20 protein-coding genes are annotated in these 15151 nt (G+C 72.2%); 1 reads left to right on the forward strand and 19 read right to left on the reverse strand.

The window, feature by feature from the left end; translation table 11 throughout:
* Positions 1-3: 3 nt before the first annotated feature.
* From OG385_RS37160 to OG385_RS37185, 6 genes are all read right to left on the reverse strand, one after another.
* Complete coding sequence (locus tag OG385_RS37160) at positions 4-171, reverse strand: pRL2-8 (protein ID WP_266862570.1); 168 nt, start codon at positions 169-171, stop codon at positions 4-6.
* Position 172: 1 nt separating this feature from the next.
* The gene (locus tag OG385_RS37165) at positions 173-520 is read right to left on the reverse strand and encodes a hypothetical protein (protein ID WP_266862572.1); all 348 of its coding nucleotides are present in this window, start codon (positions 518-520) and stop codon (positions 173-175) included.
* Positions 517-1023 (reverse strand): hypothetical protein, encoded by a 507-nt coding sequence (locus OG385_RS37170; RefSeq protein WP_266862574.1) that lies wholly within the window; start codon positions 1021-1023, stop codon positions 517-519. Before OG385_RS37170 ends, OG385_RS37165 begins: the two co-directional genes overlap by 4 nt.
* A 135-nt stretch (positions 1024-1158) precedes the next feature.
* On the reverse strand, positions 1159-1710 hold the full coding sequence (locus tag OG385_RS37175) for a hypothetical protein (protein WP_266862576.1): 552 nt from the start codon (positions 1708-1710) through the stop codon (positions 1159-1161).
* Positions 1711-1739: 29 nt separating this feature from the next.
* Positions 1740-2201 carry an RRQRL motif-containing zinc-binding protein gene (locus OG385_RS37180; protein WP_266862578.1) on the reverse strand — a complete coding sequence of 154 codons (462 nt, stop codon included), beginning with the start codon at positions 2199-2201 and terminating at the stop codon, positions 1740-1742.
* Positions 2202-2458: 257 nt separating this feature from the next.
* Positions 2459-3241, reverse strand: coding sequence for a hypothetical protein (locus tag OG385_RS37185; protein ID WP_266862579.1), 783 nt, complete (start codon positions 3239-3241; stop codon positions 2459-2461).
* 91 nt (positions 3242-3332) lie between these two features.
* Here OG385_RS37185 and OG385_RS37190 point away from each other — a divergent pair, with 91 nt between their 5' ends.
* The gene (locus tag OG385_RS37190) at positions 3333-3551 is read left to right on the forward strand and encodes a hypothetical protein (RefSeq protein ID WP_054219704.1); all 219 of its coding nucleotides are present in this window, start codon (positions 3333-3335) and stop codon (positions 3549-3551) included.
* 80 nt (positions 3552-3631) lie between these two features.
* On the opposite strand, the gene OG385_RS37195 is transcribed toward OG385_RS37190, so the two are convergent.
* From OG385_RS37195 to OG385_RS37255, 13 genes are all read right to left on the reverse strand, one after another.
* Positions 3632-4126: a hypothetical protein gene (locus OG385_RS37195; RefSeq protein ID WP_266862581.1), complete on the reverse strand. Its 495-nt coding sequence runs from the start codon at positions 4124-4126 to the stop codon at positions 3632-3634.
* An 84-nt stretch (positions 4127-4210) separates the two neighbouring features.
* A complete protein-coding gene (locus tag OG385_RS37200) occupies positions 4211-4414 on the reverse strand; it encodes a hypothetical protein (protein WP_266862583.1) in 204 nt (67 codons plus the stop codon).
* Between the two features lie 43 nt (positions 4415-4457).
* On the reverse strand, positions 4458-4646 hold the full coding sequence (locus tag OG385_RS37205) for a hypothetical protein (RefSeq protein WP_054219701.1): 189 nt from the start codon (positions 4644-4646) through the stop codon (positions 4458-4460).
* A gap of 40 nt (positions 4647-4686) precedes the next feature.
* Positions 4687-6972: a hypothetical protein gene (locus OG385_RS37210; RefSeq protein ID WP_266862584.1), complete on the reverse strand. Its 2286-nt coding sequence runs from the start codon at positions 6970-6972 to the stop codon at positions 4687-4689.
* Between the two features lie 82 nt (positions 6973-7054).
* Positions 7055-7504 (reverse strand): conjugal transfer protein TraB, encoded by a 450-nt coding sequence (locus OG385_RS37215; protein ID WP_266862586.1) that lies wholly within the window; start codon positions 7502-7504, stop codon positions 7055-7057.
* Positions 7505-7518: 14 nt separating this feature from the next.
* Complete coding sequence (locus OG385_RS37220; protein WP_266862587.1) at positions 7519-10113, reverse strand: hypothetical protein; 2595 nt, start codon at positions 10111-10113, stop codon at positions 7519-7521.
* 123 nt (positions 10114-10236) lie between these two features.
* Positions 10237-10440 (reverse strand): hypothetical protein, encoded by a 204-nt coding sequence (locus OG385_RS37225; RefSeq protein WP_119612063.1) that lies wholly within the window; start codon positions 10438-10440, stop codon positions 10237-10239.
* Complete coding sequence (locus tag OG385_RS37230; RefSeq protein WP_266862589.1) at positions 10437-10985, reverse strand: hypothetical protein; 549 nt, start codon at positions 10983-10985, stop codon at positions 10437-10439. Before OG385_RS37230 ends, OG385_RS37225 begins: the two co-directional genes overlap by 4 nt.
* A gap of 137 nt (positions 10986-11122) precedes the next feature.
* Positions 11123-12853 (reverse strand): DUF2637 domain-containing protein, encoded by a 1731-nt coding sequence (locus OG385_RS37235; RefSeq protein WP_266862591.1) that lies wholly within the window; start codon positions 12851-12853, stop codon positions 11123-11125.
* A 240-nt stretch (positions 12854-13093) separates the two neighbouring features.
* Entirely contained in the window at positions 13094-13453 is a 360-nt protein-coding gene (locus tag OG385_RS37240; protein WP_266862593.1) for a hypothetical protein, read from the reverse strand.
* 111 nt (positions 13454-13564) lie between these two features.
* Entirely contained in the window at positions 13565-13864 is a 300-nt protein-coding gene (locus OG385_RS37245) for a WhiB family transcriptional regulator (protein ID WP_266862594.1), read from the reverse strand.
* 271 nt (positions 13865-14135) lie between these two features.
* Positions 14136-14300: a hypothetical protein gene (locus OG385_RS37250; protein ID WP_266862596.1), complete on the reverse strand. Its 165-nt coding sequence runs from the start codon at positions 14298-14300 to the stop codon at positions 14136-14138.
* A 171-nt stretch (positions 14301-14471) separates the two neighbouring features.
* On the reverse strand, positions 14472-15080 hold the full coding sequence (locus tag OG385_RS37255) for a hypothetical protein (RefSeq protein WP_119612058.1): 609 nt from the start codon (positions 15078-15080) through the stop codon (positions 14472-14474).
* Between the last annotated feature and the right edge of the window lie 71 nt (positions 15081-15151).

The raw sequence follows: 15151 nt of genomic DNA on the forward strand, positions 1-15151 counted from the left end.
CCGTCAGCGGACGATCATGTGGTTGGGGTGGCCGTTGTTCATGTGGTCCACGCACTGCGGGCAGTCCTGACGCGGGCCGAGCCCGGCGTGGGCCTCGCGGCTGGCGTACGCGTGGAACCAGCACTGCGTGCACTGCCCCCGGGGAGGATTCGTTGCCTTGGCGCTCGCCATCTCAGATGTCTCCCTGCGGGTGAAGGGAGCGGGCAGCCCAGATGAGGCGCTGGCCGGCGTTGTCGGTGATCAGGGCGGCGGCTTCGTGCAGTGGGCAGGAGGCGTCTCCGTCGCGGTCCGGCTCGATCTGCTCGGCACGGCGCGCGGCGGCGGTGAGCAGCTGCGCGACGGCCGCGATGAAGCCGCCGGGCGGGTCGGTGTCCTCGATGAGCTCGCGCAGGATCGCGGCGAGCTCCTCCTGGTCGACGTCGTCGGCGCTGAGGTCGTCCTCGATCTGCTGGAGGGCCAGCGAGGCGATCCCGACTGAGGCGCGAACGCGTTCCAGTCGCGTACGGGTCCGGCCGGTCACCGGGTGGTGGCCTTGGTCGTGGCGATGAGCGCGGCGACGGTCTCCCAGCCGTGGTGCCAGGAGTTGTCGAGGTGGAAGGCGCCGTTCATGCCGAAGTCGGCCAGCTTGTAGAAGTTGGTCTTGCCGGTCTTGTCGGCGAGCTTCTCCAGAACCCCGTGGCCGGGCACCCGGCGGTCCGCGATGTAGTGCGTGCCGAACGACAGGGCGAGCGCGGCCGCGGCTGCTCCGGGGTGGACCCGGATGCCCAGCGCGCGGGCTCCGAGTCCGGCGACGATCGCCTGCGTGGCCGTGTAGGTGAGGCAGTGGTGCAGGCACGCCTTGCGGCCGTCGGCGCTGCCGTGGGTGGTCTTCTCCTTGGTGGCCGGGTCCTCGTAGGTGACCGGGACGTCGTCGGAGGCGCCCTTTACGCGGGCGCAGAAGTCGTTCTGGACCCAGAAGTCGCCGATCGCGCTGGCGGCGCGGGTCAGTCCGAGCAGGGCGGCGAAGGCGGCGGGACGATGCATGCTGGAGTTCTCCTGATCTCGACATGGGTGAAGGGGAGCGGGGCGGCCGGCCTCTTGCCGATGCTGCGGTCGCCCCGCGGAGGTGCTGTCGCCCCGGCCGGTTCGGCCGGGGCGATGGTCTGTGCGGTGTGGCGGTTACTTCCGGGGCGGGTGCGGCTGGACCAGGAAGCGGGTGCCGGTGCCGCTGTACGCGGGCGCGGCCTGGAGGAAGTGGCCCTCGGTCCGTACGAGTTCGAACATCGTCTGCTTGATGAAGTCGTCGTCGCGCTGGAGGTCGACGCGGTCCTCGAGGAAGTCGGTCAGGTGCACGGGGTGCGGTGAGGTGCCGTGCGGGCGCTTGCTCTGCAGGCGGCTGCGCACGATCTGCGCGGCGGCGTCGTCGTCGGGGATCGCCGGGACGCCTCGGTTGATCGCGCGGCAGTGGGCGGCGTGCGCGTTGGCGAGGTCGGCGGCTTCCGGTTCCGTCAGCCGGACGCGGCGGTCGTTGCGGGCCGCGCGGTAGGTGCAGCCGAGGCACGCGGCGGCGTAGGAGGAGCTGCGGTCGCTAGCGGAGGTGTAGACGAGGACGATCGCGCCCTCCAGCGGTCCGAGGGTGTTGCGGTAGCGCTGGACGACGGTGGTTCCCGGCGGCGTCCACAGGGCCGGGTCCTGCACGTCGGAGCGGCGGGCGAAGAGGCTGCTGAGCATCGTGACTTCTCCTTCGGGAGGGTCGTTGATCAGGCGGCCAGCCGGTGGGTCACCGGGGCCGTGGAGGCGAAGTAGGTGTCGGGGCTGGGCTCGTAGCCCCTGGCGCAGGGGTCGCAGCAGCCCTGGGTGCGCAGCGGGAGGCAGAAGTAGTAGCGCCTCTTGCACGCCGGGCACGTGGACCTCGCGGCCATCGCCCGGTCCAGCGCCCATTCCTGCGCGAGCGTCGGCGTGCGCTTCGGCCGGGCGAGTTCCACGCTGTAGAGCCAGGCCCGGGTGGGGTGGTTGCACGACTGGTCCGGCCGGTATGAGCACCCCTTGCAGCGCAGGACCGCGACCGGGCCGTGCCCGCCGGGGCTCAGGCCGCGCTCGCGTAACTGCCGCCGGGTGACCAGGCCCTCGGGACAGGTGCGCCGGTCGAACTCTTCCAAGGTCGCGGTGCTGCGCGGCACCCGCTTGACCTCGCGGCGGCGCCTCTTCCGGGGGCGGGGCATCACCTGCTCCAGGTACCGGGGAGCCGGGCGGGACGCTGCGGGTAGCGGGGGCCGGGGCGCTGCGGGCGGGGCCGGCCGATCCGGCGGCGCGGGCGGGGAATGAGCACGAGCGGTTCCTCCTGATGTCGGTGGACAGCAAGCGCCGCGCCCCGCCGACGTCGTGCTGTGTCGGCGGGGCGCGAGGTGGCCGGTCGGCCTGTCCAGCCCTCGCCCACCCGGGAACGGGGTGGGCGAGGACCAGGCGGAGCGACCGGAAGTCAGTCCCGGAACGGGCAGCCGCTGTGCGGGTGCTGTTCGGCGGCCGGGGCCGGGGGCTGAACGGGGACGTGAATTTCGGGCTTGACGGTGACCTTCGCGGGGCGCCCGGCGACGACGCGGCGGCGCAGGGTCAGGCCGCGCATCGCGAACGCGGACAGGAACGTCCAGGCGAGGACGGCGAGCCCGGCCGCGATGGGGCGGCTGGCTGCCGGGGTGGTCGTCCAGACCATGAACACGGTGGCCGCGCCCCACGCGGTCCACATCGCGCGCACGCCGTTGTTCCGGGAGAGGTAGCCGAGGACCAGGCCGACGATGCCGGTGAGCAGCCACAGCGTGTAGACGGTGGATCCTTCGACGGCGAGGCCGGCGGAGTGCTGCGCGATGTACGTGCGCACCGGCTGGTCGACGACGGCGGCCACGCCGCTGGAGGTGTCGACGCCGACCTGCACCTTGGGCACGGCGGTGAGCAGCTGGTGCAGGGCCTGGAGGACGACCTCGCCGGCGGCCTTGGCCATCAGGACGACGAAGGACACTCCGGCCGCCATCAGGACGGCCCGGATCCAGGGGGCCATGTGCCGCGGGCCGTCCTCGGGGGCGCTGAGGACGTCCTCCCACATCTCGTAGAGAACGCCGTCGATGTCCCAGGCCCTGGTCCACCAGTCGCGCAGCCCGTCGCGCAGCGCGGCGAACCGCGGCGGCTTGGGCGGTGCCTTCGGGAAGGGCACGGGGAGGTAGGCGAGCTCCTGGCGGTTCTGGCCGGGGGTGTTGTCGTTGGACTGCACGGGGCAACTCCTTGTTGTCGATGCGGTGTTCACGGAGCGTGCGAGTGGGCCAAGCTGTGTGCGACAGGACCGGAGAGGGGAGGCGGCTGCGATGGGGTGGTTCACCCGCGATGAGCCGGAGGAAGTCGTCTTCGAAGAGGTCGTGGACACGGACGGGACGATCTGGCCCGCGTTCACCGACGACGACGGTGTGCTGTGGATCGACGTGGAAGAGGACGTCGAGGTGACGATCAACGGGGCGATCGTCGACGGGCAGATCCGGGGTGCCGAGGTCGACGGCGACGGCCGGATCTGGATCGACTACGACTGACCGCGAGGCCGGACGGCCTGTCCCGCACCCGAAGCCCGGCACGAGTGGCGGGGTGTCGGATACGAGGCAGGGCGCCCGGGTCAGCGAACGTCGTTGCGGGTGCGGGAGAACATCCCGCGCTGGTTGCTGGTGTTGTTGATCTGCGTGTTCTGCACGACGGGCGCCTCGTACACGTTGTTCGTGACGGCGCTGCGGGCCTTGTTGATCGCGCCGCCGATCGCCGTGGCGACCATGGCGACGCCCGCGAACGGCAGGGTGACCATGAGAACGCCGTAGAGCGTGACGGAGGCCAGGCCCTGGAGCACGAGCCAGGCCCCGCAGCCGATGCCGGTGATGCCGGCGCCGACGCCGATGGAGGCGACCGCGATCCCGGCCGCCCACGCGGGGACGATCCGCTTGTCGTCCTGATGGACGGGCGGGGTGTCGCCGTACGCGGGCAGCGGGGTGTCGTCGCGGAAGGACGTCGGCATGTGCCGCACCGGCGTCTCGGGCTGGAAAGACCGGGCGATGATCCGCTCGGCTTCGGCCTTGGCTTCGGCGTCGGTGAGCGGGCGGGTGATGTGGTCGAAGTCCACGGTGATCTCCGTTTCGGGGCAGACGCGGGGCGCCCTCCCCGCCGGGTGGGCAGGGAGGGCGCAGGGGCGGGGGAGCGGGCGGGACTACTGCTGCCGGTCGGCGGCGGCCTCGAGCGCGCCGGGCGTCAGGTACTGCCAGTGCGGCAGCGGCCGACGGCCCTCGGAGCGGACCACCAGGCCGTTGCGGCGGCCGGTGCGCAGCAGCTCGTTGACGAGCGCGCGGGCCTCGGGGCTGGCCGCCAGGACGTCGGCGGCGTCGTCGACCAGGAGCACCAGGGGGCGGTTCATCGTCGTGTTCTCCTTCTCGTTCGGCGGGGTCGGGCGGGGCTGGTCAGAAGCTGCTGATCCATCCGGTGACGGAGGAGACGGCGCTGGTGATCGTGGGGGCGATGCCGGTGCTGGCGAGGAAGAAGCCGAACAGGGCGACGGCGATGCCCGGCATGATCCGCTGGTAGCCGGTGCGCACGAGGATGAAGACGATGATGCCGAGGAGCAGGACCAGGGAGATCGACAGGGCCACGGGTATCGGTTTCCTTCGGTGAGTGGGTGGTGGGTGCGGGTCAGCTGTCGGCGAGCTGCCAGTGGCCGCGCTTGCGCGAGATGGCCAGGCCCTTCGCCTTGAGCTGGGTGCAGGCGTTGCTGACGCTGGAGGGCTGGAAGCCGGGCAGCGCGGCGCGCAGGTCCTTGAGCTGCTGGGGCCCGTCGGCGAGCAGTTCGAGGATCTGGTCCTGGAGGCCGGGCTCCTCACCGAGGTCGGGACCGCTGTCCCCGAACGGGATGCCGAACGGCGCGTCGAACGGAGCAGGTGCCTCATCGGCGTCGGCGTCGGCGTCGGCGGCCGGGGGGCCGGCCGTGGGCTTGCTGTCGGGTGCGTCGGAGAACGCCTGGGCGAGGGTCTCGCAGTCGGCGTACGGGTTGGTGTGCCGCACGCCGTAGATCGCGGCCCCGGCCTGCGCGGCCTTGGCCTCGCCCTCGGTCAGTCCGTTCGCCGGCTCGTCGCCGTACAGGGCGATCAGGTCGGGGTAGACGCCGTCGACCTTCTTCGCGAAGAACGTGCGCATGAACTTGGCGCGCCCGTCGAGGAACATGTACGCCATGCCCGCGGTGGACTCGCCGTCCTCGTCGTCCTTGCCGGAGAACAGGGCTTCGATCTGCCCGTCCTCGTAGATCCGGGCGGGGATGTTCTCCATCTGGAAGCCGGTCGGGGCGATGCCGTCCAGGCCCATCTCCTTGGTGGAGGAGGAGGCGGTGCGCATGAGGAACAGGGCACCGACCTTGCCCTGCTGGCGGATCGCGTCGTCGTCACCGAGGTCCTTGAGGTGCAGGGACTGCACGGCGAGCCGGATGCCGATGCCGACCTTGCGGCCGGTCTTCTGGATGTCGGCGATGAGGTAGGCGGTGGCCTTGCGCATCGCTTCGTCCGGGTGGGACAGCAGCCGGTTGATCTCGTCCAGCGTGATGTTGATGAGCGGCCACGGCCGCCCGAGGGCGAAGTCCCCGCGGCCCATCGCGTTGCTGACGTGCTCGCGGTACTTCATGACCGCGTGCGCGGCCGTGAGCATCAGCAGCGTTTCCACCGGGCCCTTGGCGAACCAGTCGACCCGGCCTTCCGCCTCGGGCAGCGACATGCCGCCCTGGACGTCGCCGACCCAGGAGACGACGCCGGAGCGCTTCTCCGAGGCGAGGATCAGGTTCTGCAGGACGGACTTGCCCGCGCCGGTGACGCCGGCGGTGATGCCGCGCAGTGCGCCCAGTTCGGGGTCCCACAGCCGCATCCGGGCGGGCTTGCCGTCGTGGCAGACGCCGATGGTGATACGGCCCTTGGAGTCCATCGTCAGGTCTTCGACGGTGGCCTTGCGGACCTTCATCAGCGGGTTCGTCTTGTAGATGGAGACGACGCCCTGTCGGATGCCGTCGGTCTCGATGACCAGCCGGGAGGGGTCGTCGATGCCGAACGCGGAGCAGATCGCCCGGTGCGGCAGGTGGATCTCCTTTCCCGGCGGGGCGGCGACATGCAGCACGATGCGGTGCGGTTCGGCCCGGTAGTTGACCAGGTCAACGCCGGGGGCGGCCTTGCCTGGGGCGGAGACCGCGCTATCCCACAGGCCCCGGATGCCTTCGGCTACAGCCTCAACGTCCTCGGAGGTGGGGCGGGCGACCAGCCGCATCCGGCCGGGCCCGGAGCCCTGCACCGGGCGGATCTTGACGGTGCCGACCGGGAAGTCGAACGCGGCGGCCAGCTGCACCTCGGTGAAGGTGGGCACCGCCTTCCCGGCCTGGGCGACGACGACGGCCTCGAAGTCGGGCCGGTCCGCGCGGAACGGCGCGATGGACACCAGGCGAGTGCCGTCGCCGGTGGCCTGCGCCCACTTCGCGGCGAGGAACTCGGTGTACGTCAGCTCCCGGGCGGGGCCGGCCTGCGCCTGGTGCTCGGTGAGCTCCAGGACCAGGCCGGCGCTGCGGGTGAGCGGCGCCATCCAGCCCATCAGGGACGCCCACGCGGCGGGGGCGACGACTTCCCACCAGTTGAAGCCGGGGGTGATCAGGTTCGCCACGTAGGTGCTGGCGGCCGTCAGGAACGGGATGGCCCGCTGCGCCCGGGTCAGCATGCCGAGGCCCTGGTCGGGGTCCTTGGTCTTCGCGTACAGCCAGGCGAGGGTGCCCAGTCCGATGCCGCCGGAGGCGAGGTAGGACCAGGCGCTGTCGTCCAGCTGGGGGCCGACGGCCATTCCGGCGGCGGCGAGGGCGTAGGAGGTGCGTTCGGCCAGGACGCGCCGGTAGATGACGTGGCTCGGGACGCTCTTGGTGGTGTCGGCGGTCGGCGCCGCCTGGTCGATGGTGCTCAACACAGCCTCCGTTCGAGGGCAGGGGCAGCAGGGGCCGCGCCCGGTGTGGGCGCGGTCCCTGCTGCGGTGGGGGTGGGGTGGGTCAGCTGCGGCGGCCGGAGCGCCGGTAGAAGCCGGGCTTGGCCTGCCGGACTCCGGAGCCGTTGGAGGCTTCGTAGCCGGGGCGGTACTCCCGCTCGTGCGCGCCGTTGAAGCCGCGGGCGTCGGTGTCGACGGCGTCGGCGGCGTTGACCATCTCGCCGGATGCCTCCGCGACGCCGGTGAGGGCGGTGGAGGTGTCCTCGATCATCGAGGTGAACTGGGGCTCGACTTCGGCCTGGCCGCACATCTCCGACAGGCGCATGGCCGCGTTGGCGTTGGCCTGCATGTGAGAGCGGAGCAGGTGCATGCCCTCCTTGAGGAAGAGGGCGGAGGCGGCGAGCTTGGCGGTCCGGCCCGCGAGGGCGAGGAAGCCGTTGCCGTTGCTGGCGCCGCCGCCGGTGCTGGCGACGCCGTTGTTCATGCCCGGAATGGCGGGGAGGTTGTCGCTCACGTGCTGATCTCCTCTCAGTTCTCGTTGTGGACGCGGGCGGCGGGCACGAGCAGGCCGGCGTCCTCGGTCGCCTGCACCAGGGGCCGGTAGGCGTCGAACATCGCGTTCTCCGCGCTCTCGGAGAGCTCCGCGGCCGTCAGGGACTTGATGGCCATCTCGTCGGCCTTGCGGGCCAGGAGCTCCATGGACTCCGCCAGCTTCGCCATCGCGGCGCCGGTCAGGCGCCCGATGACGTTGTGCGTGGAGCGCAGGTCGGCGGCGAGTTCGTCCAGCTCGTACCGGATCTGCCGCGCCTTCACGGAGAGCTTGTTGCAGGTCTCGTGCGCCTTGAACGACTGCACGGTGAGTTCCTCGAGGACGTCGAGCGTGTCGTCGAGGGTGACCTCGGTCTCGTGCTGCGCGTCCATGTCCGCGACGCTGCCGCTGCCCCACTTCGTCAGCCAGGCGTCACTCACGCTGTTCTCCTTCGTGCTCGGGGGACCGGCCGCGGGGGTGCCCGCGCCGGACGTGGACGGGCCGGACCCCGGGGAGTCGGCCCGCTCAACCGTGATCGGATCAGCCGGAGCGGACACCGCCGTCGCCATGCCCATCGCCTCGAACGGCGACAGGCGCGGTGTGCCGGTGCCCGGCACCGTGCCGCCGCCCGGCGGGGCCGGGGCGGTGACGGCCCCGGCGACCGCAGCGGCCGGGGCCGATGCAGCTGCCGGAGGACCGGTCGGTCCCGGAGTCGTGGGCGGTGTGGTCGTGCCGGTCGTCGGCGCCGGGCGGGGCGCGGGGACCGTGGTGGTCCGCATCCGGGCGCGCTTGCGGGCCCGTGCCTTGGCCGTGGACCAGGGCGTGCGGCGGGTCGGCGCCTTCGCGGCCGGGCCGGCCGGTGCCTTCGCGGCGGGCCCGGCGGGCGTGGTGCTGCCGGGCTTGGGGGTCTTGGTCTTCGGGCCGGTCTTCTTCTTCGGCTTCCTGACCTTGACCTTCGTGACGACCGGCGGGCCCATCTTCTTGCGGCGGCGCCTGAGCCGCTTCTCAGCGGTCTCGTGCACCGCCTCGCCGAAGGTGGTCCGGCCCCGGGCCGCGGACTTCATCGCCCCGAGGACCTTTCGGCTGTACTCCTTGCGGAAGCGCCGGCACTTGCGGCAGCGGCAGTCCTGCTTCACCGAGGACGCGAACGTGCCGTGCGCGATGCCCGGCGTGAGCGTGAGCTTCTTGCCCTTGCGGGACTTCCCGCCCGGCGTCTTGGGCACCGAGGCCGGGCCGGTCCCGCCCTTGCCGGAGCGGGTCTTGCCCTTCCCGCGCTTGCTGCCGGGTGCCGTGGTGCCCGCGCCGCTGCTGCCCTTCCCCTTCGGCTTCGTCTTGGGGCCGGTGCCGGAGGTGGTGGTGCCGGGCTTCTTGCGCAGGATCCCGGACGGGCCGGTCGTACCGCGCGGCGACTTCTTCGTCCCGCCCTTCGGGCCGGTCCCCGTGCCCTTGCCGGTGCCGGGGCCCTTCGAGCTGGTCGTGCCGGGCGTGGTCTTCCCGCCCGTGCCCTTGCCGGTGCCGGGGCTCTTGGTGCCGGGGCCCGTCGTCTTGCCGGTTCCCGTCCCGGAGCCCGGTCCGCGCTTCTTGGCCGGACCGCCGCCCGAACCGCCGGCCCCGGCCCCGGTGCTGCCGGGGCCGCGCTTGCGGTTCGTGGTGGAGCCGCCGCCGGAGGAGCCGGACCCGCCGCCGCTGCTGGGGCCGCGGTTCTTCCTGCCGCCTCCGCCGCCGCTGGAGCCTCCCGAACCGCCCGATCCACCGGACGATCCGGGGCCGCGGTTCTTCTTGAGGCTGTGGCCGCCACCCTGCGAGTTGCGCTTGAGCGGGGTGATCCCGGAGCCGTTCTTGGGCGAGGTGGTGCGGCCTCCGCCGCCCGAGCCGGAGCCCGGACCGCGTCCGCGCCCGCCGCCCGAGCCGCCGCCGGAACCGCTGGGCGACCGGGTCGTCGACCCGCCGCGCCCCCGGCCTCCCGAGCCGCCGAACGACCCGCTGCCGCCTCGCCCGGACCTGCCCGGACCAGCGCCGCCGGAGCGGCCTCCCGGGCCGCCAGGACCGCGCTGGAGGGACTTGCGGCCGTACTCGTGGCTGGGCTGCACCTGCTTCTTCGAACCGCCCCCGGAGGAGCCGTCCTTGGCGGTGCTCGCGGTCTTCGCGACCGCCTCACGCTGCTCCCGGTTGGCCCGGCCCGTCGCGACGGCGGAGTGGATGCCGCGCATGGCCGCCAGCGACACCGCGAGGATCGCCGCCAGGGACAGCGAGCCCAGGCGCGGCGCGGCGGCCGGCTGCCCGGCCTCGGACCGGAACGTCGCCGGGACCATCGCGCCCGCCGGAGCGGGGGCCGTGGCGGTCCCCGAGTCGGCGGTGAACGGGGCCCCGAGACCGGGTTCGGGCAGGGCCGCGATCGTGTCCAGAGGAGAGGTTCGCGTCGCGGGTGCAAACGCTTCGGGGGCGTCTGCGGGTGCCGGGGAGACGTCGGCGGGGGCCGCGAACGGCACGTCGGCCGGGGCCGGACCGGGCGTCTCCGCAGGGGGTTCAGCAGGGGCCGTGTAGCCCACGCGGGGGAAGTGGATCAAGTTGTTGGGGCCGTCGTCGTCGGCCATGACGTCTCCCTCTCGGAGTTGACAGACGGTCACCGCCTGGGGCACCCTCGCGCGCGCACGACACGCGCGCGCCTTGGGGTGCTCCAGGCGGTGGGGAGGAGGCGGTGAAGAAGAAGAACTTCGTCACCCTCCGTTGTTCTTGTAGAAGTCGTGCAGCGTGGCGGTGAGCTTGCGCCACACGTCCGGCTTGCCGTCGCGTTCGGCCTGGCGGGCCAGGGTCCGGCACGCGTCGTACCAGACCCCGGCCCGCTCCTTCTCGGTCTCCGCCTCCGCGATCCGCCCGTTCCAGTGCTTCGCCCGGTTTTGCGTCTGCCGAGGCGTCGTCACCCCTGCTCTCCCTTCGCGAAGTAGTCGTTGATCGAGCTGGTCGGCCGCTCACCACCGGCCGCCATCGGCCACTGGTTCCAGGGGTTGTCCGGGGTCACGAACTCCGCCGGCCTCGCCTGCGGGACCGCGCCCGGGGCCTGCTCCTGGGGGGTGTTGAGCGCGGTCACCGTCTTGTTCAGCGAGCTCGCGACGGCCGCGCCGACGGCGGCCTGGCGGCCGTTCTTGCGCTCCAGCTTCTTGGCCTCCGCGACCGCCCGGCGCTGCGGGAGCTCCAGGACCTCGTTGACGTAGGTCGCGTACAGGGCCTCCGCCTTGCTTGCGGCCTCGCCGGACGCCTTCTGCATGGCCCTGAGCTGCCGCGACACCTTCCAGGCGCGGAGCTTCTTGGCCATCCAGCGGTCGCCCTCGATCGGCGTCTGCTCCAGGCGCCGGCGCACGATGTCGGCGATCTGCCCGTACTGCTGGGCATCGCGAACGTGCTGGTCGCGGACGGTGGCGGTGAAGGCCCGGAGGCCCTCATCCGTGAACAGTGCGTTGATATCCATGAGGTGGGGATCTCCTTCTCGGGGCGGGGGTGATCTGGGAGGCTTTGTCGTGGCGTTTCGGCGCCTTCACCGCGCTCCCGAGGCGCTGACTTCGTCTCGGGGGCCGGTGGAACCGTCGAACTCGCGGTTCGTGCAGGTCACTGCTCCGGGCGGTATCCGCCGGCGAGCAGCTCGGCTGCCTCCTGGCGGTACTCGGAGGCGGTGCCGGGGGAGGTGACCGCCAGCTCGTGCTGGATGTCGGCCAGCGGCAGCCGGTCGGCGTCGCCGCCGACCGCGAGGATCATCCGGGCGACCCTGCGGACCGCCCGTTCGCGCGGCTTGAGCTTCGCGACGTCCTCGGCTTCGACCGCGCGCCGCTCGATTTCGGCGGCGACCCGGCGCGTTTCGGCAGCAGCCCGCTCGGCTTCGGCGGCCTCCTTCTGGGAGCGCGCGATGTCGGCGAGAGCGTCCGCCTGGCGGCGGTCCTCCTCAGCCTTCTTGCGGTTGGCTTCGGCAGTGGCGCGCCGCGTTTCGGCAGCAACCCGCTCCGTTTCGGCAGCGACCCGATCGGCTTCGGCAGCGGCCTTGCGGGCTTCGGCGATGGCCTGGGTCTCGACCGCCTGGGCCTCCGCCGCGGCGACCCGGTCGGCCTCCGCCGCGAGCTTCCGCTTCTCGGCTGCCTGGCGCTCCAGCTCGGCTGCGCGCAGGTCCGCTTCCGCCTCAGCCTCGCGCTCCTGGGCCTCCTTGCGCGCCGCCTCAGCCTCGCGGGTGCGGGCTTCGGCGATCACCGCGTTGTCGAGGGCCTGTTCCTCCAGCTCAGCGGCCCGCTCTGCGGCGCTGACCTGGGCACGAGCGTGAGCGCGGGCCTGGCCGGTCTGGCCGTCGATCTCCGCCCGGACCGTCTCCACCTCGCCCTTGGCGCGCAGGCGCTCGGACTCGGCCTTGGACTGGGCGACCTCGCTGCGGGTCTCCGCGTCCAGGCGCCGCCGCTCGGCTTCCTCCTCACGCTCCTGAGCTGCCCGTTCCTGCTCATCGGGCATGGCCAGGGCCTGGGCGACGGTGTAGCCGTACGGGGCCATCTTCATCGGCAGCAGCTCATCCTCGCTGGCCTTGGAGATGTCACCGCCCTCGTACTTGCGCTTGAGCCACTGCTCGTAGGCGATGAGCTCCTGGTCGCGGCGGATCATCTCCGGGTAGGAGGTGACGCCCCACAGCCGCATCCGGCGGAAGATCCGGGCCGTCGCGACGGGGGCGAGCACCCACCGCAGCCACGGGATCGAGTCGCGTTCGGCCTGGTCGGGCCGGACGATGCGGTCGATCGCGGTACGCCCGAGCTCCACCACCGTGATGAAGAGGATCGGGACGACGCCGTGGGCGCCGGCGGCGACGTAGTCCAGCAGCTTCCAGGCCCCTTCCGGGGCGCCGGAGGCGGCGTTGAGGACGACTGTCGCGCTGGTCAGCAGCCACACCGGGTAGCGAATCCAGCTGATGGGGCGCTTGAGCCAGGCCATCAGGAGGTCGACGGCGATCATGACCATGATGCCGACGTCGACGCCGACCGCGAACAGCTGGCCCTTGCCGAGCGACTCGAAGCGGAGCTGCTCGAACGCGAAGACCGCGACGTGCTCGAAGGAGAGGTACAGGCCGATGCCCGCGAGCACGAGCGCGGCGATCACGATCGCACCGGCCGCCCACTTCTGAGTTCCGGTCAGCGGGCCCGGGGAGTGCTTCGTTCCGGTTCCGCTTTCCGTCTCCGAAACGAACTCAGCCGCGTCCGAAACGGTGCTGGGTGTCTGCGAAACCGGCGTGGACGTTCCCGAAACGGCGGCCGGTGAAGCCGAGTCGGAGTCGGGTTCAGCCGCGGTGCGCGGCCAGTCGGTGATGGTCATGAGTGCCTCCGGAGGGGGTCGTTCAGGGCGTACGCGAAACGGCGGGGGCTGCTCCCGAAACGCGGTGAGGCGTTCCCGAAGCGGCTCTTGGTGCGGATGGTTGCTTGCGAACCGGACACCGGCTCTACCCGCTCCGGGCGCGCGAAAAGGCCGGCTGCCCGGGGGGTGGGCGGCCGTACTCGCGAAGTGCTGCGGGGCGGTCTCGAAACTGGGAACGGCTCCCGCCGGGCGGGCGCGAAGTCAGCTCGTGTGGAGCTGCGCGCCGTGGCGCCGGAGGTCGTCGGTGGTGATGCCGTAGATCCGGCACTTGTCGATCAACGGCTTGAGCGCGGTGCCGCCGGCGAGCGCCTCGGGCGATCCCACGCCGAACAGCTTCTCGGTGTTCAGCAGGTCGTTGATCGCGGTCGCGGTGCGGGCGGCGTGCCGCTCGACACGGCCCTCGCCCACCCACTCCTCCGCGATGACGTGGAGGGTGGTGCGCCAGCTGCCGTTGTAGTCGTCGGGGTCGATCGGCGGGATGTCGCTGCCGAAGATCGCGAACGCGGCGGCCTTGGCGGCGGCTTCCGTGCCGGGCTGGAGCGGGGTGATCGTCGTGGCCATGGGGGCTCCCTCGACTGTCGGTCCGGGCTGTCCGGCTCCCCGTCACCGCCCGTCCCGGCCGCCGTGGTGCAGCGGTCGGTGCGAGGCGGATCAGGCAACCGTCAGAACGGATCAGGCAGAACGACGGCGGGCGGCCCGGCGCTTCATGCGGCGGCGCTCGGGCTCGGACAGCCCGCCCCACACACCGGCGGTCTCGCCCCGCTCCAGCGCGCCCTGGAGGCAGCTCTCCATCAGCGGGCAGCGACGGCAGACAGCCTTGGCTTCCTCGACCTGGAGCAGGGCCGGGCCCGTGTCGCCGATCGGGAAGAACAGCTCGGGGTCTTCGTTCTCGCACGCCGGGCGGGGCCGGGCAGGTGCGACGGCGGTGGAAACGGCGCCGTAGTACGGGGTGCGTACGATGGAGCGGTTCATCAGGGCCTCCCAGAAGGTCCAGTGCAGGAGATAGCCCCGGGGCGGCCACCCCGGGGCTGTTCTGTGTCGGCGGCCGTACGGCCGGAGCGGGGGAGCTCCCGGCGCTCTCCGCCGGCCCCGGCCGGGAAGGCACGGGGACGACGGGCAGGGCCGGGGTCAGCGCTGCTGGTTGGACTGCCGGATGTTCATCGGCGGTTGGCTTCCGACCGCTGGTTCTGCTCTCGGTTCTTCTGCGAGAGCGCCTCGCGTTCGGCGTCGGTGAGGCTGGTGATCACGCCGCCACCTCCCAACCGGCCTGCGCCAGGGTCAGGTTGGGCAGGAGCGCCAGGGCGACGTCGACTCGGGCGGCGTCCTCGGGCTCGTAACCCTTGGAGTCGTCCTCGCGCTCGATGTCGTCGATGACTCCGGCCCGCGGCTGCGCCGTGGTGCGTGTCATGCTGTGCTGCATCAGGTCCTCCAGTCAGGTCCTGGACAGCTCCCGGGCCGCAATCCCAAGGGCTGTCGCGATCACTCCCCAATTGGGGAGCTGACTGCTTGTACGAGCAGCCAAGGCCCCGGCCACCCCTCTGCGGGGTGGCCGGGGCCTTGGTCGTTCGTCCAGAGCGGGTCAGCTCGCGCGGCGCCCGGGGGTCAGCTTCTTGAGAGGCACCGGCGGTGCGCCCAGCGGCACTTCACCGTCCGGCAGCTGCGCGCGCCGGGTGTCGGCGTCGCGAACCGCGGACTCGGTTGACGCCCACTTCATCTCGCGCAGCAGCCACATCGGTCGACCGTCACCGTGCTCGTCATCCGCCGGCGCCTGCTTCTGCGCGGCGATCTGGCTGACGGCCGGGGCCAGCGCGACCTTCGGCTTCCGCAGCACGGTGGTCTTGCGGCGGTGAACCGTCTCCGAGTTGCCGTCCTCCAGGCGCTCCTGCCACTTCTTGACCGTCACGTCGACGGTGACCAGGCGGTTGCTGCCCAGGCGGCAGCGGACGGACGCGTCCTTGTTTGCGAGGCCGGTGTCGTGCGGCACGACCTTGGGCTTGTGGGTCTGGAGGCCGGTGATCGGCACCCACGTCTTGCAGTCGGGGCAGATCAGCGACGCGCAGGCCGGGCGCAGGTCGTACTGGTGGGGCTTGAGGGTGGAGATGACGAGCGCCGGGCGGGCGTTGACGGTGCGGGAGCGGGTCCGGCTCCGGCGGGTCCGGGCGGTGCGCTCAATGGTCGAAGCAGACATCTGGACTCCTCATGGACGGAGTGGCAGGGAGCGCGTCGCGAATGTGCTCTCTGCCCTCCAGGCCGCACGGC

It is taken from the genome of Streptomyces sp. NBC_01306 (assembly GCF_026340465.1).
In the GTDB taxonomy this organism is placed as follows: Bacteria; Actinomycetota; Actinomycetes; order Streptomycetales; family Streptomycetaceae; genus Streptomyces.

Bases quoted from the DNA above. Each gene is read 5' to 3' on its own strand.
- OG385_RS37160 (WP_266862570.1), bottom strand. From the start codon at position 171: ATGGCGAGCGCCAAGGCAACGAATCCTCCCCGGGGGCAGTGCACGCAG.
- OG385_RS37170 (WP_266862574.1), bottom strand. From the start codon at position 1,023: ATGCATCGTCCCGCCGCCTTCGCCGCCCTGCTCGGACTGACCCGCGCC.
- OG385_RS37175 (WP_266862576.1), bottom strand. From the start codon at position 1,710: ATGCTCAGCAGCCTCTTCGCCCGCCGCTCCGACGTGCAGGACCCGGCC.
- OG385_RS37180 (WP_266862578.1), bottom strand. From the start codon at position 2,201: ATGCCCCGCCCCCGGAAGAGGCGCCGCCGCGAGGTCAAGCGGGTGCCG.
- OG385_RS37190 (WP_054219704.1), top strand. From the start codon at position 3,333: ATGGGGTGGTTCACCCGCGATGAGCCGGAGGAAGTCGTCTTCGAAGAG.
- OG385_RS37200 (WP_266862583.1), bottom strand. From the start codon at position 4,414: ATGAACCGCCCCCTGGTGCTCCTGGTCGACGACGCCGCCGACGTCCTG.
- OG385_RS37220 (WP_266862587.1), bottom strand. From the start codon at position 10,113: ATGGCCGACGACGACGGCCCCAACAACTTGATCCACTTCCCCCGCGTG.
- OG385_RS37230 (WP_266862589.1), bottom strand. From the start codon at position 10,985: ATGGATATCAACGCACTGTTCACGGATGAGGGCCTCCGGGCCTTCACC.
- OG385_RS37235 (WP_266862591.1), bottom strand. From the start codon at position 12,853: ATGACCATCACCGACTGGCCGCGCACCGCGGCTGAACCCGACTCCGAC.
- OG385_RS37240 (WP_266862593.1), bottom strand. From the start codon at position 13,453: ATGGCCACGACGATCACCCCGCTCCAGCCCGGCACGGAAGCCGCCGCC.
- OG385_RS37245 (WP_266862594.1), bottom strand. From the start codon at position 13,864: ATGAACCGCTCCATCGTACGCACCCCGTACTACGGCGCCGTTTCCACC.
- OG385_RS37250 (WP_266862596.1), bottom strand. From the start codon at position 14,300: ATGACACGCACCACGGCGCAGCCGCGGGCCGGAGTCATCGACGACATC.
- OG385_RS37255 (WP_119612058.1), bottom strand. From the start codon at position 15,080: ATGTCTGCTTCGACCATTGAGCGCACCGCCCGGACCCGCCGGAGCCGG.